The organism is Burkholderia sp. 9775_39, assembly GCF_015712225.1.
Classification (GTDB): Bacteria; Pseudomonadota; Gammaproteobacteria; order Burkholderiales; family Burkholderiaceae; genus Burkholderia; species Burkholderia cenocepacia.
This window is the reverse complement of the sequence record NZ_JACCQC010000005.1, coordinates 189690-211175: the sequence shown is the minus strand read 5'-3', so window position 1 is coordinate 211175 and position 21486 is coordinate 189690. Positions and strand designations below refer to the sequence as shown.

At 68.6% G+C, this 21486-nt stretch carries 16 protein-coding genes and 1 pseudogene; 4 read left to right on the top strand and 13 right to left on the bottom strand.

The genetic code is table 11. From position 1 onward, the window contains the following. Positions 1-85 precede the first annotated feature (85 nt). The gene (locus tag H0X90_RS09255; protein WP_077189368.1) at positions 86-1393 is read left to right on the top strand and encodes an Nramp family divalent metal transporter; all 1308 of its coding nucleotides are present in this window, start codon (positions 86-88) and stop codon (positions 1391-1393) included. A gap of 18 nt (positions 1394-1411) precedes the next feature. On the opposite strand, the gene H0X90_RS09250 is transcribed toward H0X90_RS09255, so the two are convergent. From H0X90_RS09250 to H0X90_RS09230, 5 genes are all read right to left on the bottom strand, one after another. Continuing rightward, positions 1412-2665 (bottom strand): hypothetical protein, encoded by a 1254-nt coding sequence (locus H0X90_RS09250; protein ID WP_006483521.1) that lies wholly within the window; start codon positions 2663-2665, stop codon positions 1412-1414. Between the two features lie 119 nt (positions 2666-2784). After that, positions 2785-4374, bottom strand: a complete 1590-nt coding sequence (locus H0X90_RS09245) for an ABC transporter substrate-binding protein (RefSeq protein WP_077189369.1) — start codon at positions 4372-4374, stop codon at positions 2785-2787. A gap of 127 nt (positions 4375-4501) precedes the next feature. After that, positions 4502-4834, bottom strand: coding sequence for a hypothetical protein (locus H0X90_RS09240; protein WP_006483835.1), 333 nt, complete (start codon positions 4832-4834; stop codon positions 4502-4504). 287 nt (positions 4835-5121) lie between these two features. Then, a complete protein-coding gene (locus H0X90_RS09235) occupies positions 5122-6681 on the bottom strand; it encodes a DHA2 family efflux MFS transporter permease subunit (protein WP_077189370.1) in 1560 nt (519 codons plus the stop codon). 404 nt (positions 6682-7085) lie between these two features. After that, on the bottom strand, positions 7086-7988 hold the full coding sequence (locus H0X90_RS09230) for a LysR family transcriptional regulator (RefSeq protein ID WP_006483836.1): 903 nt from the start codon (positions 7986-7988) through the stop codon (positions 7086-7088). 155 nt (positions 7989-8143) lie between these two features. Between H0X90_RS09230 and H0X90_RS09225 the strand changes: the two genes are divergently transcribed. Beyond that, entirely contained in the window at positions 8144-10195 is a 2052-nt protein-coding gene (locus H0X90_RS09225; RefSeq protein ID WP_077189371.1) for an FUSC family protein, read from the top strand. Here H0X90_RS09225 and H0X90_RS09220 read toward each other — a convergent pair. Together H0X90_RS09220 and H0X90_RS09215 are read right to left on the bottom strand one after the other, a co-directional pair. Further along, on the bottom strand, positions 10188-11108 hold the full coding sequence (locus H0X90_RS09220) for a bestrophin family protein (protein WP_077189372.1): 921 nt from the start codon (positions 11106-11108) through the stop codon (positions 10188-10190). The genes H0X90_RS09225 and H0X90_RS09220 overlap by 8 nt on opposite strands. A 12-nt stretch (positions 11109-11120) precedes the next feature. Continuing rightward, positions 11121-13445, bottom strand: a complete 2325-nt coding sequence (locus H0X90_RS09215; RefSeq protein WP_060263404.1) for an FdhF/YdeP family oxidoreductase — start codon at positions 13443-13445, stop codon at positions 11121-11123. A gap of 152 nt (positions 13446-13597) precedes the next feature. Between H0X90_RS09215 and H0X90_RS09210 the strand changes: the two genes are divergently transcribed. Next, positions 13598-15019: a PLP-dependent aminotransferase family protein gene (locus H0X90_RS09210; protein WP_006494666.1), complete on the top strand. Its 1422-nt coding sequence runs from the start codon at positions 13598-13600 to the stop codon at positions 15017-15019. A 40-nt stretch (positions 15020-15059) separates the two neighbouring features. Here H0X90_RS09210 and H0X90_RS09205 read toward each other — a convergent pair whose 3' ends face one another. Then, positions 15060-16301: a mechanosensitive ion channel family protein gene (locus tag H0X90_RS09205; protein WP_077189373.1), complete on the bottom strand. Its 1242-nt coding sequence runs from the start codon at positions 16299-16301 to the stop codon at positions 15060-15062. A 452-nt stretch (positions 16302-16753) separates the two neighbouring features. Here H0X90_RS09205 and H0X90_RS09200 point away from each other — a divergent pair, with 452 nt between their 5' ends. Next, entirely contained in the window at positions 16754-18472 is a 1719-nt protein-coding gene (locus H0X90_RS09200; RefSeq protein ID WP_077189374.1) for a SulP family inorganic anion transporter, read from the top strand. A gap of 12 nt (positions 18473-18484) precedes the next feature. Here H0X90_RS09200 and H0X90_RS36175 read toward each other — a convergent pair. The 5 genes and pseudogenes from H0X90_RS36175 to H0X90_RS09180 form a co-directional block, all read right to left on the bottom strand. After that, positions 18485-18637: pseudogene (locus H0X90_RS36175) on the bottom strand (transcriptional regulator); the annotation flags it as partial. Continuing rightward, positions 18636-20063, bottom strand: a complete 1428-nt coding sequence (locus tag H0X90_RS09195; protein WP_077189376.1) for a DHA2 family efflux MFS transporter permease subunit — start codon at positions 20061-20063, stop codon at positions 18636-18638. The pseudogene H0X90_RS36175 and the gene H0X90_RS09195, both read right to left, overlap by 2 nt. Next, positions 20060-20623 (bottom strand): isochorismatase family protein, encoded by a 564-nt coding sequence (locus tag H0X90_RS09190; protein WP_006481616.1) that lies wholly within the window; start codon positions 20621-20623, stop codon positions 20060-20062. The genes H0X90_RS09195 and H0X90_RS09190 overlap by 4 nt, the downstream gene beginning before the upstream one ends. Before the next feature lie 67 nt (positions 20624-20690). Beyond that, positions 20691-21146, bottom strand: coding sequence for a MarR family winged helix-turn-helix transcriptional regulator (locus H0X90_RS09185; RefSeq protein ID WP_006481621.1), 456 nt, complete (start codon positions 21144-21146; stop codon positions 20691-20693). Between the two features lie 73 nt (positions 21147-21219). Beyond that, the gene (locus tag H0X90_RS09180; RefSeq protein WP_006481634.1) at positions 21220-21453 is read right to left on the bottom strand and encodes a hypothetical protein; all 234 of its coding nucleotides are present in this window, start codon (positions 21451-21453) and stop codon (positions 21220-21222) included. Positions 21454-21486: the final 33 nt, after the last annotated feature.

The following is a 21486-nucleotide window of genomic DNA, read 5'->3' as shown; positions in this document are numbered from 1 at the left end:
GCACAGCGCCGTGGCCGGCAGGCGGCATGCCGGCCACGGTGCCCGCTCCCGAATCAGTCTGCGTCATTCGAACGGAAACTCCACCATGCTTCCCGTCCCGAGCAAACCTGCCGGCGGCCTTGCGCTGCCGGGCCTGTCCACCGAGCACACCGACGGCGCGGCGCGCGCCGCGCTGGAAGGGCGCCGCACCGGCGTCGCCGCGCTGCTGCCGTTCGTCGGCCCGGCCGTGATCGCGTCGATCGGCTACATGGACCCCGGCAACTTCGCGACCAACATCCAGGCCGGCGCCGCGTACGGCTACCGGCTGCTGTGGGTCGTGCTGGCCGCGAACGCGATCGCGATGCTGTTCCAGGCGATGTCGGCGAAGCTCGGCATCGTGACCGGCCGCAATCTCGCCGAACTGTGCCGCGACCGTTTCCCGGTGCCGGTCGTGTGGGGCATGTGGATGGCTTCCGAGATCGCCGCGATGGCGACCGATCTCGCCGAATTTCTCGGCGGCGCGCTCGCGTTCGGGTTGTTGTGCCATTCGTCGCTGTTCGCGGGGATGATCGCGACCGCGTGCGCGACCTGCGCGATCCTCGCGCTCGAAAAGCGAGGCTTCCGGCCGCTGGAAGCGGCGATCGCGGCGCTGGTCGGCGTGATCGGCGCGTGCTATCTCGGCGAACTGCTGATCGCGCCGCAGGACTGGCACGCGGCCGCGTTCCATCTGGTGGTCCCGCAGATTCCGGATCACGCGGCGCTGACGATCGCGGTCGGGATCATCGGCGCGACGATCATGCCGCACACGCTGTATCTGCATTCGGGTCTCACGCAGGATCGCACCGCCCCGCGCGACGACGGAGAGCGGCGGCGGCTCGTGCGGTTCTCGAATCGCGAAGTGGTGGTCGCGCTGGGGCTCGCCGGGTTCGTGAATCTCGCGATGGTGATGATGGCATCGTCGGCGTTTCACGCGACTGCGCCGGGCATGACCGACATCGGCGACGCCTATCACACGCTGATCCCGGTGCTCGGGCCGGCGGCCGGCGCGCTGTTTCTCGTCGCGCTGCTGACGTCGGGCGTGTCGAGCTCGGTGGTCGGCACGATGGCCGGGCAGGTCGTGATGCAGGGCTTCATCCACCGCCGCATGTCGCTCTGGGTGCGGCGCGCGGTGACGATCGCGCCCGCGTTCGTGGTGGTCGCGCTCGGCTGCGACGTCACGCGGGCGATGGTGGCGAGCCAGGTCGTGCTGAGTTTCGTGCTGCCGATGCCGATGATCGCGCTGCTGATACTGTCGGCGCGCGAAGACGTGATGGGCGCTTACGCGCTGCGGATGCCGCTGCGGATCGTCGCCGGCGCGGCGACGGTCGTGATCGTCGGGCTGAATGCGTACCTGGTATGGGCGGCCATCAATTGAGCCGGTGCGGGCCGGCGCTTACTGCTGCATGTCCGGCGCTTCACGCAACCGCCAGATCGCGTTGCACTGCTGGCCGCCGAGGCTCGTCGCACGCAGCGTGATGACGGCGCCGGCCGCCACCTGGTACCAGAAATGCGCCATCAGTTCGGTGCCCTTGCGCTGCGCGTGGCCGTCGACCCGCACCTCGCACAGCAGCGGCGACGGCGAACCGGACGGATGCGTGACGTAGACGTTCAGCCGTGCGATGTCGCGGGTCGCGGTGAACACGACTTCGTGGTTGCCGCTGCCGACGAGCATCGTGCCGCCCGGTTCGTCGATCGCCTGCAGGTACGCGCCCGCGCTTGTCTCGATCGCGGCGGACGCAACGGTCAGCCCGGCCGAACGCACGTAATCCGCCGCCGCGATGCGGGCGGCGACCGCATCGGACGGCGCCGGCGTGCCGTCCGACAGCGCGAACGGCTGGCCGTCGCGCAGCGAGGCGTCGGTGTGGTTCGCGTAGTAGCGCCACCGGTCGAGGAAGCGGATGTCGCCGGTCATGTGCAACGCACGGATCGGCTCGCCGTGGTACCTGAGCGTCGTCGTGCCGGTGCCCGCGTCGAACGATTCGTGAATGCCGTACTTGCTGACGAAGTTCTGGACCGGGTCGAGCAGCGCCGTTTCGCCTTGCGCGCTCCACAGGTGCAGGAACGTCGTATCGATGCCGAAGCATTCCTGGAAATCGGTGCCGATGCGGGCGATGCAGTCGCGCAGGTGGTCGGCATAACGCGCCCATGCGTCGGCGGTTCCGGCGACGAGCCCGGCTTGCAGCGCACCGCCGTGGCGCGCGTTGACTTCGTCGACGACGAGGCGCCAGTGATGGTCGCGCCGCTCGCCGATCAGCGGCGTGACGACGAACGTGCAGAACAGCGGGTCGGGGCACACGTGGAGCCGGTCGTCGTCGATCTGCGAGAACAGGTCGAACTGCGGCGCGCAGAACCAGATGTCCGCGTCGTACAGCGCGAGCTTGCGGATCTGCGGATGGCGCGCGCAATACCCGGCGGCCTCGATGAAGCGGCCGACCGGCAGCGCATAGGCGCTCGATGCGTCGATCACGTCGACCGACTGGCTCGCGAGAATCTGCCGTTTGCGTTCGGACAGCCCGTAGCCGATCACCGCGATCCGCCCGTCGTAGCCGGCGTGCCGCAGCGACAGCAGGAACGGCACGAGCATTTCGTACCACGCGCGGTTGTTGTCGTTGATCGCCACGCAGACTGCGTGCTCGCTCGAATGCATGTTGGTGTCCCGTTACGTGTGCCCGGCGCGGTGTCCGCGCGATGCCGGCCATTGTAGATCGCCGCCGCACGGCCCGGCGCAGGCCCCGCGCCGGCGTGGCCGCGCGCGGGCGGCGGCGATTACTTCGCGAGCGTCCGGTACGACACGAGGTCGTTGATCGGCCCGATTTCCGGTCCGGTCGCGCCGGGGCGCGTGGCGACCTGCACGACCTTCTCGAACATGATGATGAACGGCGAGTTCGCGAGCACGGCCTTCTGCAGCGTTTCGTAACGCTGCGCGCGTTTCGCGGGCGACGGCTCGACGAGCGCGGCTTCGGTGTCCTTCGTCAGTTGCGGAATGTTCCAGCTGTTGCGCCACGCGAGCATCTTGGTCGGCGACTGGTCCGAGTTGTCCGGATTCCACGCGAAACCGCGCGCGTTGCTGTTCGGGTCCATGTAGTCGGGCGACCATTCGCCGATGAAGATGTCGTGCTGGCGCGCGCGGTACTTGCCGATCGCCTGCTTCGCGTCGCCCGGGATCAGCTTCACGCGGATGCCGCCCTGCGCGAAGTTCGCCTGCAGCGCCTGCGCGATCTCGAGGTACGGATAGTCGTTCGGCATGTCCATCGTCACGTCGAAACCGTTCGGCAGGCCGGCCTTCGCGAGCAGCGCCTTCGCCTTCGCGACGTCCTGCTTGTACGGCCGCGCGTTCGACGCGCCGAGGAAGCCTTCGGGCAGGAAGGTCTGATGCACCTTGTAGGTCGTACTGACGACGTTGCGCTGGATGCCGTCGTAATCGACGAGCCACTTCATCGCCTGCTGCACCTCGGGCTTCGCGAGATTCGGGTTCTTCGTGTTCAGGCTCAGGTACAGCAGGGCCGACACCGGCCACGACGCGACCTTGATCTTGCCGGCCTTCGACAGCGCGGCGAGGCTGTCGGGGCTCAGGTTGCGCGCGGCGTCGGCGTCGCCGTTCTCCAGCAACAGCCGTTGCGCGGACGCTTCGGGCACGTGGCGCAGCACCACGCGCTTCATCGGGTATGGCGTGCGGTATTTGTCGAAGCGCTGCAGCACGATGGTTTCGTTCGGCGTCCACTTGACGAGCTGGTACGGGCCCGAGCCCGCGTCGTTGGTGCGCAGCCAGCCGCTGCCGAAATCGTTGCCTTGCTGGTGCGACAGCAGCAGCTTTTTATCGAAGACCGAGGCCGGGCATGCGCTCAGCACGTTGAGCACGAAGCTCGGCGCGTATTTGCGGTCGGTTTCGAGCACGACGGTTTGCGGATCGACCACGCGCACCTTTTGCGTCACGTTCGCCTTCGTGAGGCCGAGATCGGCGAGCACGCCGGCCGGCCCCTTGTCGAGCAGGATGGTGCGCTGCAGCGACCACGCGACGTCGTCGGCGGTCACCGGGTTGCCGGAATGGAACGTGAGGCCCGGGCGCAGCTTGAACGTGTAGGTCACGCCGTCGGCGCCGACCGTCCACGATTGCGCGATCTGTCCGTCGAAGCGCGTCGGGTCCTTCAGGTCGACGCGCACCAGCCGCTCGTAGGTGTTCGCGACGTATTCGGACGGCACCAGCTCGTAGATCCCGCTCGGGTCGAGGGTCGTGAATTCGCCGAGTTGGGTGGCGACGACGAAGATGCCGGGCGGCGTGGCAGCCTGCGCCGGCAGCGCCGGAACAAGCGCGACGAGCGCGGTGCTGACGAACAGCCGGGACAGCAGGTGCTTCATGCGGGCTCCATCGAAAGGGAATCGTGGTGCGATTCTCTCATCGACGGGCACCCGGATGAAAATATTCGGCGGGCGCGCCGGCTGGCGCGTGGCGACGGGCCGGGCGGGCGCCCGGCGCGGGAGGTGGTCAGATCGCGCAGCGTGCGATCGCGAAGCGCATCGCTTCCTCGGCCGGCTCGCTGCCAGAGCCGCGCACGACCTTGATTACCGAGCCGTTGCCCGACGGCGTCAGCGTGACGAAGTACGAATTCGAACCGACGGCGATGTCGGTCACGCCGTTGTGCTGCGATTGTTCGGTGCCCGACAGGCGGCTGTCGAGGCAGTTCGCGACCGCGTACGCCGGGCGTTGCGACGACACGTAGATCATCGGCGCGGCACCCGAGCCGGCCGAGTCGGACGAGGGCGCGGAACCGCAGGCGGCGAGCAGGGCGGCGGGAAGGAGCAGCAGGAATCGTTTCATGGTCGGTCGTCGGGTGTCTCGTATCGAGGCTGGGGCGCGGGGTAGCGAAACGCGAAGCTTCGCGACGAAACCGCCCGGAATCGGGCCGCTTTTGGCGGACGACGAGACGGCAGGCGGCTGACGACGGAGTATACCCGCAGCATTTGACGCCGTTGGCGCGTTGAAACGATTCGATACACAACGAGCGCCCGCTGCCGGACGGGCGCTTGCTCGGTGCTCGCCGTTACCGGCGGATCCCGCGGTCGTCGCGATGCCGGCGCACGGAGCGGCGCCGCAACGCATGCGGGTCAATGCGCGCCGGCCGCCGCCGCATCGGCATCGCCGCCGCCCGAGCGCGACGGTTTCGTGATCCAGATGAGCGGGATGATCGCGATGAAGATGATCGCCGACACGTAGAAGATGTCGTTCAGGCCCATCACGGCCGCCTGCGAATCGACCGATGCATTGAAGAACGCGAGCGCCGAATCGGGGCTCAGGTGCAGCAGCGAGCGGGTCGTGTCGAGTTGCTGCGTGAAAACCGGATTGGTGACGCTCGCCTGTTCGGTGAGCCGCACGTGGTGCAGGATCGTGCGGTCGTTCCACGCGTTGCTGATCAGCGACGTCCCCACCGCGCCGCAGAACGTGCGGCCGAAATTCGACAGGCCGGCCGCGGCCGGAATCTTCTCCGGCGGGAGCCCGGACAGGATGATCGACGTCAGCGGCACGAAGAACATCGCCATCGGAATGCCTTGCAGCAGCGTCGGCAGCACGAGGTCCCAGTGCGACACGTCGGTGTAGAACGTGGTGCGCATCATGAACACGACCGCGAAGCCGACGAATGCGAGCGTCGCGATATAGCGCGGATCGGTGCGCGGCAGCAGGCGCCCCATGACCGGCGTGAGCAGGATCGCGAACACCCCGAGCGGCGCGGTGGCGAGCCCCGAATCGACCGCGCGGTAGCCGAGATAGCCCTGCATCCATTGCGGCAGCAGCACGAGCGTGCCGAAGAACATCCCGTACGCGACGGAGATCGCGATCGTGCCGCCCGCGAAATTGCGCTGCGTGAAGAGGCGCAGGTCGACGATCGGATTGGCTTCGTTCAGCTCCCACACGAGGAAGAACGCGAAGCCGATCAGCGCGACGATGCCCAGCGCGACGACGACGGGCGAATTGAACCAGTCGAGATCCTTGCCCTTGTCGAGCATGATCTGCAGCGATGCGACCCACAGTACGAGCAGCAGCAGGCCGACCGTATCGATCGGCATCCGGCGCGTGGCCGATTCGCGATCGCGGAACACGAACCACGTGACGGCCGCCGCGAAGAAGCCGACCGGAATGTTGATGTAGAAGATCCACGACCAGTTGTAGTCGTACGTGATCCAGCCGCCGAGCGACGGCCCCGCGATCGGCCCGACGAGCGCCGTCATCGACCACAGCGCGAGCGCCGTCGACGACTTCTGCCGCGGCCATGCGCCGAGCAGCAGTGCCTGCGACAGCGGCGCGAGCGGCCCCGCCACCGCGCCTTGCAGGATCCGCGCGGCGAGCAGCGTCGGCAGGTTCGGCGCGATCCCGCACAGCCACGACGCGAACACGAACAGCAGGATCGACGTGACGAACAGGCGTACCTGGCCGAAGCGCTGCGTGAGCCAGCCGGTGAGCGGAATCGACACCGCGTTCGCCGCCGCGAAGATCGTGATCACCCATGTGCCTTCGTCGACCGACACGCCGAGGTCGCCCGAGATCGTCGGGATCGCGACGTTCGCGATCGACGAATCGAGCACGTTCATGAACATCGCCAGCGATACCGCGATCGTGCCGATGACGAGCCGGCCGCCCGACAGCGGGCCTGAAGACGAGGGAGAGGACATGGCGTTCCTGCGTGATGGACGAAGGCCGTACGGCGCGCGCCGTACGCCGCGCATGCATGTGACGTGCAATGCGGGGACGAAGCGCGAAACGAACGGGCGCACGCACGCCGCACGGCGGCCCGACAAGCGGCGCGGTCGCATGCGGTGTGCGGTTCGATCGGTGAATCGGAATGGCGAAGCCGGGGCGGGCTTCGCGGGGCGGCTATCGCCGCTCAGGAGGGCGCGACGCGCGTGACGCGTCGGCGGGCAGCACTCACATGGCTGCCGTGGCGTGTGTGGTCGTTTTTCATCGCCACAGGCTAACCATGCGGCGAACGACGATCAACGCTTGCGCGCTCATTAATTCCTTTCCTGCGCTGCAATAATGTAGTCGACGTGCATCGATTGCCGGCCGTGCGAGGCGGTTACGGCGCGGTTCGCCAGGTGGCGAACAGTTCGGTGAGGAACTCGACGAACGCCCGTACCTTGCTGTCGAGCGTCGCGCGGCGCGGATAGAGCGCGTGAAGCTCGACGTCGTTCGTACGGTGCCAGTCGGGCAGCACGATCTCGAGCTCGTTCCTCGCGAGCCGTCGCGCGGTGAAATGCGTGGAGATCAGCGCAATGCCGCCGCCGCTCGTGGCCTGGCGCAATACCGTGACCGATTCGTTCGAGATCAGCACGGGCTGCACCGGGACGTCGGCCCGCTCGCCGTCGGTGTTGCTGAGCCGCAGCGTCAGGCCCGGCGCATCGCGGCCGACGAACAGGATGTCGTGTTGCGCGAGATCGTCCGGCGTGCGCGGCCGGCCGGTGCGATCCAGGTAGGCCGGGCTCGCGGCGAGCTTCGCATGTGACCAGCCGAGCGAGCGCGCGACGTAGCCCGAATCGTTCAGCAGACCCGCGCGCAGCGCGACGTCGAAGCCATGCTCGACGAGGTCGAGCGGACTGTTGTCGTAGATCAGCACCAGCTGCACCAGCGGGTAGCGCCGGCGGAATTCGGCGAGCGCCGGTTCGAGCTGGAACAGGCCGATCGCATAGGGCACCAGCACGCGCAGCGTGCCTTCGGGGTCGGTGCGAAGCGTGCGGACCTGGCGGTCCGCGTCGAGCAGGATGTCCTCGGCGCGCAGGCAGCGATCGTAGTAATCGCGCCCGGCTTCGGTGACCGACACGCGGCGTGTGGTCCGGTACAGCAGTTGCACGCCGAGATCGTCCTCGAGGTGCTTGACCTTGCGGCTCACGCGACTGAGCGGCATGTCGAGTTCCACGGACGCGGCGGTGAAGCTGCCGCGTTCCACTACGCGCAAGAAGATTCGGATGCTATCGAGGTCCATACAAATTGGTTACGTGTTCAACCTGCGCGCATCTTACCGTTGTCGGTCCTGCCACTGCATTTTCATGTCAGTTGTCCAGATTATTCCGTGCGCTGCAATACCGCATTCCGTTTCGGCCGGTAGTGGCGCGCGTCGCACGCTCGTATGCTCGACGCATGAAATTTTCCGTCCCCGGCCTGCCGCCGATCGCGGCCGTGCGCGCCGCGCTGCGCGATGCGTGGCCCACCTTGCCGCCGGGCGCGCTCGGCTTCGCATTACGCAATACCGCCGCGTCGTTGCTCGCGCTCTATATCGCGTTCCGCATGAATCTCGACGATCCGATCTGGGCCGCCTCGACCGTGTGGATCGTCGCGCAGGGCAGCCGCGGGATGGGGCTGTCGAAGAGTCAGTACCGGATTCTCGGCACCGCGATCGGGGCGACCGTGGCGCTCGCGCTGACCAGCGCATTCGAGCAGACGCCGCAATTGTTCCTGCCCGCGCTTGCCGCGTGGATCGGCCTGTGCGCGGGCATCGCGACGTTCCAGCGGAATTTTCGTGCGTATGCGGCGGTGCTCGCGGGCTATACGGCCGCGATCGTCGCGATGGACGCGGTATCGGCGCCTCTGCATGCGTTCGATATCGCGGTCGCGCGGTTTCTGTACGTGGTGGTCGGCATCCTGTGCGGTGCGCTGTTTGAAACGGTCTTCGCACCGGGCGCGCCGCTGAGGGACGTCCGCACGCGGCTCGCGCGCTATCTCGACCGCGCGGTGGCGGTCGGCGCGGGCGCGCTGCGCCGCGAGCCGAACGACGCGGCCGTGCACCGGCTGTTCGCGGACGCGCTCGAACTCGACACGGCGGCCGAATACGCGGCGGCCGGCGCGCCGCCGGTGCGCAACATGATCGGCCATCTGCGCGTGGCGGCGCTCGGCGTGCTCGCCGCGCAGGCTGCCGGGCAGGCGATCCGCGAGCATGCGGCGCGCGCCGGCGGTGCGCCGGAGCCGCTCGTCGACGAGGCGGCAGGCGTGCTCGACCGGGTCGCCGTGTCGGGCGACGCGGGGCACGAGATGGCGGCGCTGCGCGTACGGGTGGACGCCGCCCTGCGGGTCGAAGCGGCCGTGCCGGCCGGCACCGACACGTCGCGCCTGCTCACGCTCGACCGGCTGTCGGCGCTGCTCGGCGGCTTCGACCGCGCATTCGCGAGCCAGGCATTGCTCGAGCGGCCGGTGCCGCCGCCTGCACGCGTGCGCTATGCGTTCCACCGCGATCCGGTGCTCGCGTGTCACAACGGCGTCCGCGCGTTCATCGCGGTGCTGGCCGCGTCGGCGATCTGGATCTTCACCGCGTGGCCGGCGGGCGGCGGGTTCGTCGCGATCACGGCGGTGGTGAGCGCACTGTTCTCGACACGCCCCAATTCGGTGCGCGCGATCGTCGGTTTCATGAAAGGCACGGCATGCGCGGCGGTCGCGGGCGTCGTCTGCAACTTCGCGCTGCTGCCCGCGGTGTCGGGCTTCGAGATGCTGGCCTACATCCTCGGCGTGTTCCTGATCGGCACCGGCCTGGCGATACGCCATCCGCGCACGGCCGCGATGGGCAGCGCGTTCTCGATCTTCTTCTGGAATTTCACGTCGCCGAACAACACGGCGCGCATCGGCGACGCCGCGTTCCTGAACAGCGCGCTCGCGACGCTGCTCGGCATCGCGTTCGGTGCGCTGGTGTTCGCGCTGGTGTTTCCCGGCGATCCCGGCACGAGCCGGCGACGCCTGCATCGCGCGGTGCGCCGCGATCTGGTGCGGATCGCGCGCGATCCGCGGGCGTGGTCGGCGAGCGCGTGGCTGAGCCGCACGGCCGACCGGCTCGCGCGCGAGCTCGGGTTCGCGGGCAGCGTGCCGCAGACGCAGATCGAGCACGACATGCGCGATCTGCTCGCGATCTGGGGAATCGGCGACAGCCTGCTGGCGCTCGCTGAACTGGCCACGCGGGAACCGGCCGCGCGCCGCGCGGCGGCGGCGGTGCGCGGGCGCGTTGCGCGGGCGGATTTCGCGCGGCTCGAACGGAGCTGCGACGCGGCGGCCCGCCTGTTGCGCCGTCGCGTGGCCGCGCGCGACGGCGACGCCGCGCATGCGTTGCTGAATGGCGTGGTCCTGCTGCGGCGGATCGCGGATGCGGCCGCCGAGCATGGCGACTTCCTGCGCGGCCGGCGCGATCGGGCGGGGGGGCCGGTCAGGTGAGGCGGTACGACGGGCCGGGCGTCACCTCGGCCGGCAGCGGCTCGCAGTTCAGTTCGAGCAGCGTGCGCTCGATCTGCCGCGTCATCGCATCGAGCGCGAGATGGTTCGGCCCGTCGCCGAACGGTTCGGCGATCGCATGCGCGATCGCGTCGAGCGCGATCAGCGTATAGGCGACGAAAACTGTTACAAAAGGTGTCGCCGCGCCGATCGAATCGACGAGGCCGAACGGCAACAACACGCAATATGCGTAGATGGTCCGGTGCAGCAGCACGTCGTATGAAAACGGAATCGGCGTCGATGCGATGCGCTCGCAGCCGCTCACCATCGCGACGAGATCGTCGAGGCGCGCATCGAGCATCCACAGCCGCGTGTCGGCGAGCTGGCCCGCATCGGCGCGCGCGGCGAACGCTTCGCGCAGCGCGTGCACGATGACGACCGGACGAAACCGGGCAGCGGCGACGCGCGTATAGGTCGCGCCGTCGAGCAGCCCGCGCAGGTCCGCGGCCGGATCGGTGCCGCGCAGCTGATGCTTGAGCGTGTAGACGAATGCGACGACCGTGCGCACGAACGCGCGGCGCGATGCGTCGTCATGGTCGACCGCGCCGTAGCAGAGCGCCTGCGACACCAGCGTGCGCGTGGCGGTCAGCACGCCGCCCCACAGCTGCCGGCCCTCGCGATAGCGTTCGTAGCTGGCGTTGTTGCGAAACCCGGCGAAGATCGCGAGCGTCAGGCCGATCAGCGTGAACGGCGTCGGATTCAGCGGCACCTTCTCGCCGAGCACGCGGCCGCCGCCCCAGACCGCGACGAGGCTGATCGCGAGCGTCAGCACGAGTTGCGGCAGGATGGTCGGCAGCACCGAGCCGTTCCAGACGAGCAGCATCCGCAGCCAGTGCTCGCGCGGACGAACGATCATCGTCGTGCTCCGTCAGGCGGCGATCGACGCCGGCGCGGCCGCGCGATGCAGCAACACGGGCACCGACTTCGACGTCGGCGTGTTGCACACGTCGCCGACGCTGTCGAGCGGCACGAGCGGGTTGGTTTCCGGGTAGTACGCGCCGATGCAGCCGCGCGGGATGTCGTACTCGACGAGCAGGAAGCCGTTCGCGCGCCGCTCGATGCCGTCGTGCCACACGGTTTCCATGTCGACCCATTCGCCGGCCTTCAGGCCGAGCATCGCGAGATCGTCGCGGTTGACGAACACCACGCGGCGCTGGCCGAACACGCCGCGATAGCGGTCGTCGAGTCCGTAGACGGTCGTGTTGTACTGGTCGTGCGAGCGCGTCGTCATCAGCGTCATCAGCCGGTCGCCGTGCAGCGCGCGGGCACGCTGGATCGGCGTGTCGGTCGGCAGCGCGTGCGCGATGAAATTCGCCTTGCCCGTCGGCGTGAGCCATTCGCGGTCGCGCGACGCCACGCGCAGGTGAAAGCCGCCCGGCCGCGCGATGCGCGTGTTGTAGTCGTAGAAGCCGTCGAGCGTCGCCTCGATCGCATCGCGGATCTTCGCGTAGTCGTCCTTGTACGCGAGCCAGTCGATCGTGTCGCTGCCGAACAGCGCGTGCGCCATGTGCGCGACGATCGCGGGCTCCGACATCAGGTTCGGCGAAGCCGGCTTGTTCATCCCGTACGACACGTGGACCATGCTCATCGAGTCCTCGACCGTCACGCCTTGCGCGACGTCGTCCTGCAGGTCGATCTCGGTGCGGCCGAGCGTCGGCAGGATCAGCGCGTCGCGGCCGTGGATCAGGTGACTGCGGTTCAGCTTCGTCGTGATGTGCACCGACAGTTCGCAGCGGCGCATGCCTTCCCACGTGCGCGGCGTGTCGGGCGTCGCCATCGCGAAGTTGCCGCCGAGACCGATCAGCACCTTCACGCGGCCGTCGAGCATCGCTTCGATCGTCTCGACGACGTCGTAGCCGTGATGGCGCGGCGGTTCGAAGTCGAACACGTGGCCGAGCCGGTCGAGGAACGCCTGCGACGGCTTTTCCTCGATGCCGACCGTGCGGTTGCCCTGCACGTTCGAATGGCCGCGCACCGGGCACAGGCCGGCGCCGGGGCGGCCGATGTTGCCGCGCATCAGCATCAGGTTGGTCAGCATCTGCACCGTCGCGACCGAATGCTTGTGCTGCGTGATGCCCATCCCCCACGTCGCGATCACGCGTTCGCTGCGCGCATAGAGCCGCGCGAGCGCGTCGATCTGCTCGTACGGCACGCCGCTTTCGGCCGTCAGCGCGGACCAGCTTTCGGCGCGCAGGTCGTCGGCGAACGCGTCGAAGCCGGCCGTGTGCTCGCCGATGAACGCGGTGTCGATGACGCGCGGCGCACCGGCGGCGCGCGCGTCGTCGTCGAGTTCGAGCACGCGCTTGGCCATTCCCTTGATCAGCGCGAAATCGCCGCCGAGCGTCGGCTGGATGAACGTCGATGCGATCCTGGTGCCCGACATCGTCAGCATCTCCAGCGGGCTTTGCGGATCGGCGAAGCGTTCGAGGCCGCGCTCCTTCAGCGGGTTGATCGACACGATCGTCGCGCCGCGCTTCGCGCATTCGCGCAGCTCGCCCATCATCCGCGGGTGGTTGGTCGCGGGGTTCTGGCCGAAGATCAGCAGCGTGTCCGCATGCTCGAAATCGTCGAGCGTGACGGTGCCCTTGCCGACCCCGACCGACGCCGGCAGCCCGCGGCTCGTCGCCTCGTGGCACATGTTCGAGCAGTCGGGGAAGTTGTTGGTGCCGTACCGCCGCACGAACAATTGATACAGGAACGCGGCCTCGTTGCTGGCGCGGCCGGACGTGTAGAACGCGGCCTGGTTCGGGTCGGGCAGCGCGCGCAGGTGGCGGGCGATCAGTTCGAACGCGTCGTCCCACGCGATCGGCACGTAGCGGTCGGTCCGCGCGTCGTACACCATCGGATCGGTGAGCCGGCCGTGCTGTTCGAGCTCGAAATCCGACTGTTCGAGCAGTTCGGTCACCGTGTGCGCGGCGAAGAAGTCGGGCGTCACGCGCTTGCTCGTCGCTTCCGCGGCCACGGCCTTCACGCCGTTCTCGCAGAATTCGAACGTCGACGCGTGCTGGCGGTCGGGCCACGCGCAGCCCGGGCAGTCGAAGCCGTCCGGCTGGTTCTGGCGCAGCAGCGTGCGGTAGTTGCCGCCGGCGACCTTTTCCTTGATCAGGTTGATCGTGACGGCTTTCAGCGCGCCCCAGCCGGCGGCCGGGTGGGTGTACGGTTCGATGCGCGCGGTGGCGGATTTCTTTTTCATGATGCGGGTGTCGGGGTCGATGCGTGCAGAGTACGCGCGGCACCCGTCCCGCTGTGTGTACACCTGTTCACTTCAAAAAAGAGTACAGTTTCGGCCATTCATACAGTGCGGATCGCAACTGTGTTGCTGAAGGGAAGCTGAAAGGGAGGCGCGTGAAGCGTTACGAACAACTGGCCGACGATCTCCAGGCGCAGATCGAGCGGGGCGTATACCGGCCCGGCGAGCGGATTCCGTCGGTGCGTCAGGCGAGCCGGCAGCAGCAGCTCAGCGTCACGACCGTGCTGCGCGCGTACCTCGTGCTCGAAAGCCGCGGCCTGATCGAAAGCCGGCCGCAGTCGGGCTACTTCGTGCGGGCGCGCGCCGTGGCGCCGGCCGAGGCGGAATTGCATGTCTCCGCGCCGGCCGCCGAGCCGTCGGCCGTGGACGTGAGCCGGCTCGTGCTGTCGACGCTGCGCTCGATCGCGCGCGACGACGCGGTGCCGCTCGGCTCGCCGTATCCCGACGCGTCGCAGTTTCCGGTGCAGCGCCTCGCGCGCTATGCGCAGGCGATCGGGCGGCGCCGCACGCGCTGGGGCGTGATCGACGACCTGCCGCCCGGCAACCAGGAGCTGATCCGCCAGATCGCGCGGCGCTATGCGGAGCGCGGAGTCGCGGTCGAGCCCGGCGAGATCGTGATGACGATCGGCGCGACCGAGGCGATCAACCTGTGCCTGCAGGCGGTCGCGAAACCGGGCGACACGATCGCGGTGGAGTCGCCGACCTTCTACGCGATGCTGCACGCGATCGAGCGGATGGGCATGCGTGCGCTGGAAGTCGCGACGCATCCGGGCGACGGCATCGATCTCGACGCGCTCGGGCGGATTCTCGCGAGCGAGCGCATCGCGGCGTGCATGGTGATGCCGAACTTCCAGAATCCACTCGGCTTCCAGATGCCCGATGCGCGCAAGCGCGCGCTGGTCGAACTGCTCGCGAAGCACGGCGTGCCGGTGATCGAGAGCGACGTCTATCACGAGCTGCACTTCGGCGACACGGCGCCGAGCGCGTTGAAGTCGTTCGATCGCGACGGGCTGGTGCTGCATTGCGCGTCGTTCACGAAGAGCCTGTCGCCGCGCTACCGGATCGGCTGGGCGATGCCGGGCCGCTACCGCGACCAGGTCGAGAAGCTGAAATTCCTGAATACGCTCGCGACGCCCGCGATCGAGCAACTCGCGATCGCCGAGTACCTGAAATACGACGGCTACGACTTTCACCTGCGGCGCATGCGCAAGCAGTATGCGCAGCAGGCGAGCCTGATGAGCGCGATGGTGCGGCGTTTCTTCCCGGAAGGCACGCGGCTGTCGCAGCCGCAGGGCGGGTACGTGCTGTGGGTCGAGCTGCCGCCGCAGGTCGACGCGATGAAGCTGTATTCGCTGGCGCTCGCGCAGCGGATCACGGTCGGGCCCGGACACATGTTCTCGGCCGGCACCGATTACCGGCATTTCATCCGGCTCAATTACAGCTACCCGTGGTCGCGGCAGATCGAGGACGCGCTGAAGGTGCTGGGGCGGCTCGCGTCGGAGTGCGCGGCGCGGTGAGCGCCCCAGCCTGACGGCAGGGCGCCCGCCGTGCCGGGTATCAGCCCGCGTGCGGCGCCTGCAGCCCGGCTTGCGCGGTGTCGACCATCTGCCGCATGTCGAAGCCCGACGGATGCTGGTAGACGCGCAGCCCGAACTCCGGCAGCACCGCGATCAGGTGGTCGAACAGGTCGGCCTGGATGGTCTCGTAGTCGACCCACGTCGTCGTATCGGTGAAGCAGTACAGTTCGAGCGGAATGCCTTCGGCCGTGAGCGGCAGTTGCCGCGCCATGTTCGTCATGTCGCGGCGGATGCGCGGATGGCCCTTCAGGTAGTTCGCGACGTATGCGCGGAACGTGCCGAGATTGGTCAGCTGGCGGCGGTTCGCCGGGCAGTCGCCGGCCGCACCCAGCGTGCCGTTCCATTGCGCGATCGCATCGACCTTGTCTTCGAGGTAATCCTTCAGCAGCGTCAGGCGTTCGAGACGTTCGATCTCGTCGTTCGACAGAAAGCGCACGCTCGTCGCATCGATGAACAGCGCGCGCTTGATGCGGCGGCCGCCCGCCTCGGTCATCCCGCGCCAGTTCTGGTAGCTCTCGGTGATCAGCTTCCACGTCGGCACCGTGATGATCGTGTGATCGAAGTTCGCGACCTTGACGGTGTTCAGCGTGATGTCGATCACCGTGCCGTCCGCGCCGGCCGACGGCATCGTGATCCAGTCGCCGATCCGCAGCATGTCGTTCGACGACAGCTGCACGCCGGCGACGAGGCCGAGCAGCGTGTCCTTGAAGATCAGCATCAGCACCGCCGACATCGCGCCGATGCCGGACAGCAGCAGGCCGATCTGCTTGCCGGTCGCATCACCGATCACGACGAGCGCGGCCGTGATGAACATCACGAGCTTGACGAGCTGCATCGCGCCTTTCAGCGACAGGCGCGGCTGGTCGCGCCGGGACGTGCGGTGCGTGTGTTCGAGCGCGGACAGCGTCGCGCTGATGGTCATCGTCACGAGGAACACGATCAGCGCGAACAGCACCTTGTCGGCGACCTGCGCGGCCAGGCCCGGAATGCCGGGCACCGCGCCGAGCCCGAGCTTGATCACGACGAACGGGACGATGCGGTTCAGCCATTTGAAGGCGCCGAATTCGAACAACGCGTCGTCGACGCGCGTGGCGGACAGCCGCGCGAGTCGCGCGACCACGCGAAACAGCAGGAAATGCACGACGGCGGTGATCGCGCCGGCGGCGGCGAGCAGGACGAGGATGCCGACGAGCGGCGTCAACCAGGATTCGTTCAGGGTCATAGGAGCAGACTGGGGCCTTCTTGTGCGTTGAATCGGCGCCGCGACGCGGCGCGCGCCCGGTGAAGGGCACATGAAAGGGACCGTGATTGTGCCATCGGGTTCCGGAGGCGTGCCGCGAAGGCGGGCGATCGGCTCCCGAATCGGCTCACCTTTGTGCAGGTATCCTCTCTATCAAGGTGAAGACGAGCGGCGAATCGACGTCACCGCAAGCCGGTGTGCGAGCAGGGCGCCGGACGTGTCGTTCACGGGGCGCGATCGTCCGGAAGCCGCGACGGCCGGCTGTTGCGCTTCGATGCGCGCGATAGCCGATCCATGCAATCATGCGGACGTCACACGCGTCGTCGGTGCGTCGTTCGCGTTGGTGCGCGGCCGGTCCGGCGACGGTGAGCGACACGCGACACCGTCGCGCACCCGTTCGCGGCCTCGTCATTTCGACCTCACGCATTTCACGTATGCCAGATTCCAACGAAAGCCGTCCGTCACGCGTGCGGCTGCTGAAAGGCCTCCTTCCGATCCGCCGCGCGGCGGCGATACGCGACATCGTCGCGGGCATTTCGCTCGCGTCGATGGATATCCCGCAGGTGCTCGGCTACGCGCGCATCGCAGGCATGCCGGCCGTTACCGGGCTCTACACGGTGTTCCTGCCGCTCGTTGCATTCGCGTGCTTGGGCGCGTCGCGCCATCTCGTGGTCGCCGCCGATTCCGCGACCGCGACGATTTTCGCGAGCCGGCTGTCGTCGATGGCGCCGGCCGGCAGCGCCGACTATGCGGCGCTGGCCGGCATGGTCGCGTTGCTGACCGCCGCGATGCTGCTGCTCGCGCGCATCTTCAAGCTCGGCTTTCTCGCCGATTTCCTGTCGCGCACGGTGCTGGTCGGTTTTCTCGCCGGCGTCGGCGTGCAGGTGTCGATCGCGATGCTCGGCGACATGTTCGGCCTCGCCGTGCCGTACCCGGCGTCGCGCAGCCTCGCGCAACTCGACTACGTCGTCACGCACCTCGCTCACACGCACCGGCCGACGCTCGCGCTCGCGGCGCTCGTCGTCGGCGCGATTCTCGCGTGCAAGCGGTTCCTGCCGCGCGTGCCGATGCCGATGATCGCGGTCGTGGGCAGCATCGCCGCGAGCGCTGCGTTCGGCTTCGCGGCGCACGGCATCGCGGTGCTCGGGCCCGTGGCCGGCGGGCTGCCGCCGCTGCGCTGGCCGTCCGTCACGTGGCAGCAGTTTCTCGATCTCGTGCCGGTTGCCGCTTCGTGCTTCGTGATGATCATCGCGCAGAGCGCGGCCGCCGCGCGCGTATTCGCGCAGCAGTACGGCGAGGACGTCGACACCAACGCCGACATCCTCGGGCTCGCGGCCGCGAACGCGGCGGCGGCGCTCGGCGGTGCGTTCGTCGTCAACGGCAGCCCGACGCAAACGGCGATGGCCGACGGCGCGGGCGTGCGCAGCCAGATCGGGCATCTCGCGTTCGCCGTCGTCGTCGCCGTCGTGCTGCTGTTCTTCAGTCCGTATTTGCAGTATCTGCCGCATGCGGTGCTGGCCGGCATCGTGTTCACGATCGCGCTCGGGCTGATCAACGTGCGCAGTCTCGCGGCGATCCGCGAGGAAAGCCCCGGCGAATTCACGCTCGCGCTGATCACGGCCGCGGCCGTCGTGACGGTCGGCGTCGAGCAGGGCATCCTGCTGGCCGTCGCGCTGTCGCTGATGCGGCATGTGCGCCACAGCTACCAGCCTCACACGATGGTGCTCGAACCCGTCGCCGGCAACGGCCGGTGGCAGCCGGTGCCTACCCGGCGCGGTGCGATGACGGCGCCGGGGCTGATCGTCTACCGGTTCGGCGCCGACCTGTTCTTCGCGAACGATCACCGGTTCGCTGCCGAAGTGACCGAACTCGTCGAGGCGGCGCCAGTCCCGCCGCGCTGGTTCGTCGTCGATGCGGGCGCGATCACCGACGTCGACTATTCGGCCGCGCGGACCTTGACCGATCTCGTCAGGTCGCTGCATGCGCGCGGGATCGGCGTGCTGTTCGGGCGCGTGAACCGTTATCTGCGCGCGGACATGGATCGTCACGGGATCACCGAGGTGGTCGGCGCGACGTGCATCTTTGCCACGCTGCATCAGGCGCTGGAGGCGGCCGGTACGACACCCGCGCCGCAGGAGCCGGGCACGGTGTAGCGCGATGCGGCGCTACGCGAGCGCGCGCAGGCGCGCGAAACCGTTGCGCAGGTAGCGGGCCAGTTCCGTCACGGCCGGCGTGTGCTGGCCGCGCGGCACATGCAGGTTGATCGAGAAATTCGGCAGGACGGGCAGGCCGCCGCCGGCCGGCAGGATATCGAGGTCAGTCGCCTGCGCCTGCGCCGGACGATCGCAACGGCAGCCGCAGCGTCGTCACGAAGCTTGCCGCATGCAGCGCGCACAGCAGGCCGAACGCCCACGCATAGGCGACGGCCTGCGTGCCGCCGGCCGTCGTCGATTCGGCCTGCAGCCGCCACGCGAGAAACAGCGTGCACAGCGTCGTGAACGTCGGGCCGCCGAGCCGCTGCACGATATTGAGCGACGTGGTCGCCATCGGCAGGTTGCGGCGCTCGACCGACGCATATGCGGCGGCGATCGACGGCGCGCCGATCGCGCTCTGGCCCATGCCGCGCAGAAACAGCGCGGGGACGAGCACGAGCGGATCGTAACCGGTCAGCGCGAGGAACACGAACGGCAGCGTGGCGACGAGCGCGAGCAATGCACCGGCGGCGGCCAGCCGGCGTACGCCGAAGCGGCTCGTCAGCGCGCCCATCGACGGATAGGTGACGAGCATGCCGAGCCCGAGCGGCGCGAGCAGCCAGCCCATCTCTCCCGGCGAGCGCCCGCACGCCTGGATCAGGAACACGGGAATCAGCATCTGGCCTGCATACATCGCGCCGTTCGACAGGAACTGCGTGCTCGCTGCCGCGCCGAATACGCGCGAGCGAAACAGCGCGAGGTCGATCAGCGCACGTTCCCGCTGGCGGCGCTCGAAGCGCAGGAACGCGATGAGCAGCAGCGCCGAGCTTGCGACCGCCGCGATGCCGAGCGTCGAGCCGATCCGCTCGACGCCGTACAGGAACAGCACGAGCGCCGGCGACAGCAACGCGAGGCCGAGCCAGTCGAGTTCGCGCCGCGGCGCATCGTCCCGGTCGCCGGGCAGGAACCGCGCGGCCAGTGCGAGCGCGAGCGCGCCGACGGGCAGGTTCACCAGAAACAGCCAGCGCCACGACGTGTGCTGCAGGATCGCGCCGGCCACGACCGGGCCGAGGATCGGCGCGAGCAGTACCGGCACCGCCGCGTAGCCGATCGCGCGCGCCATCTGCTGGCCGGCGACGCGCGCGATCATCATCTGCGCCATCGGCGCGAGCAGGCCGCCGCTGACGCCTTGCAACACGCGAAACGCGATCAGCGACGGCGCGGACCACGCGAGCCCGCACAGCGCCGACGTGAGCGTGAACGCCGAGAAGCACCACAGATACAGCGCCTTCGCACCGATGCGGTCGACGAGCCAGCCGTTCAGCGGCAGCACCAGCGTCAGCGCGAGCAGGTAGCCGCTCGTCACCCACTGGATCGTCGACAGGCTGGCATGCAGGTCGGTCGCGAGGCTCGACAGCGACACGTTGACGATCGTCGCATCGAGTTGCGACAGCAGCGAGCCGAGCGTCGCGACCGCGCCGACTTTCCAGATCGACGGATCGAGCCGGCCGGCCGCGTGGCCCGGCGCCGGCCGGATGCGCTTGTCGCTCACGCGCCGCGCCGGTCGAGCAGCGCGACGATGTCCTGCGTCGTGCCCGTTTCGCCGAGACGCGGGAACAGCCGCTCGACGCTGTTGACGTGCGCGTCCGCGTTGAGGTCGGTCATCGCGTCGACGGCGAGCGTCACGTTGTAGCCGAGTTCGTGCGCCTGCCGCGCGGTGGATTCGACGCCGATGCTGGTCGCGACGCCGGTCAGCACGATCTGCGTGACGCCGGCTGCCTTCAGGTGCGCGTCGAGACCGGTGCCGGTGAAGGCGCCCCAGGTCTGCTTCGTCACGACGTGGTCGGTCGGCTGGCGGTTCAGCTCGGGCACGAGTTCGGTCCAGTCGGCCGGAAGCTGCGCCGTGCGTGGCGCTTGCTCGGTGCGGCCCGGTGCGCCGCCCGCGACGTTGACCAGCACGACCGGCAGGCCGCGGCTGCGGAACGCGTCGAGCAGTTCGCGGGTGCGGGCGATCACCGGTGCGACCGGGTGCGCGGTGGGGAGGGCGACGATGCCTTTCTGCAGGTCGATGACGACCAGCGCCGTGTTCGTGTCGAGACGGGTTGCGCTCATGATGGGGCTCCGGGGACAGGGCGGGGAAAGCCGTGCGCGCGCATGCCGCGTCGCGCGCCGGCCGGGTTCATTGCTCGCCGATGCGGCGGATCAGCGGGATGGCGGCGGCGAGCGTGTCGATGTCGTGCGGATCGAGCTTCTCGATCGCGGCGCCGAGCCACTTGTTTTTCGCGGCGTTGCGCTTGTGTCGTGCGTCGAGGCCGGCGGCGGTGAGTTTGAACAGGATCTGGCGGCCGTCGGTCGGATGCGGTTCGCGCTCGACGAGCGCGTCTTCCTCGAGGCTCGCGAGGATCGCCTTCATCGACTGCGGCTTCATCGCTTCGGCGCGCGCGAGATCGGCAGTCGTCATCGGCCCGTGCCGGTGAAGCCGTGCGAGTGCGCTCGTCTGGGACATGCCGAGCCCTTCGGAATCGATCTCGGAGCGCAGCCGGCGGATGAGCTGGCCGACCGCGAGGGTCAGGTCGGCGGCGACGGCGTCGGCGGAAACGCCGGGTTTGCGTGGCGGGTTCATGCGGCGAATCATAGAATAAGACAGTTAAACTTGCAAGTTTAACTGTCGAATTGATTGCCCGTTGGCGACGCCGTCCGGCACGCGATTACGTACGCCGATGTGCGACCGGTACGACTTCGCTGTAGCGCGGGGTCGCGTTTTCGTGCAGCAGATCGCCGAGATACTGGCCGAGTTCGTCCGCGGCGAGCGCGGACGGAATCTGCAGATTGGCCGGGCGTCGCTTGCCTTCGGCGCCGAGATCGAACACGGCCCAGCGGCCGTCCATGCGCACGACGGCGAGCAGCCGACCGAATGCGTTGAAGCGGTATTCGTCCTGCATGGCGTCGCTCCCCTGGCGTGAATGTGCGGGCTG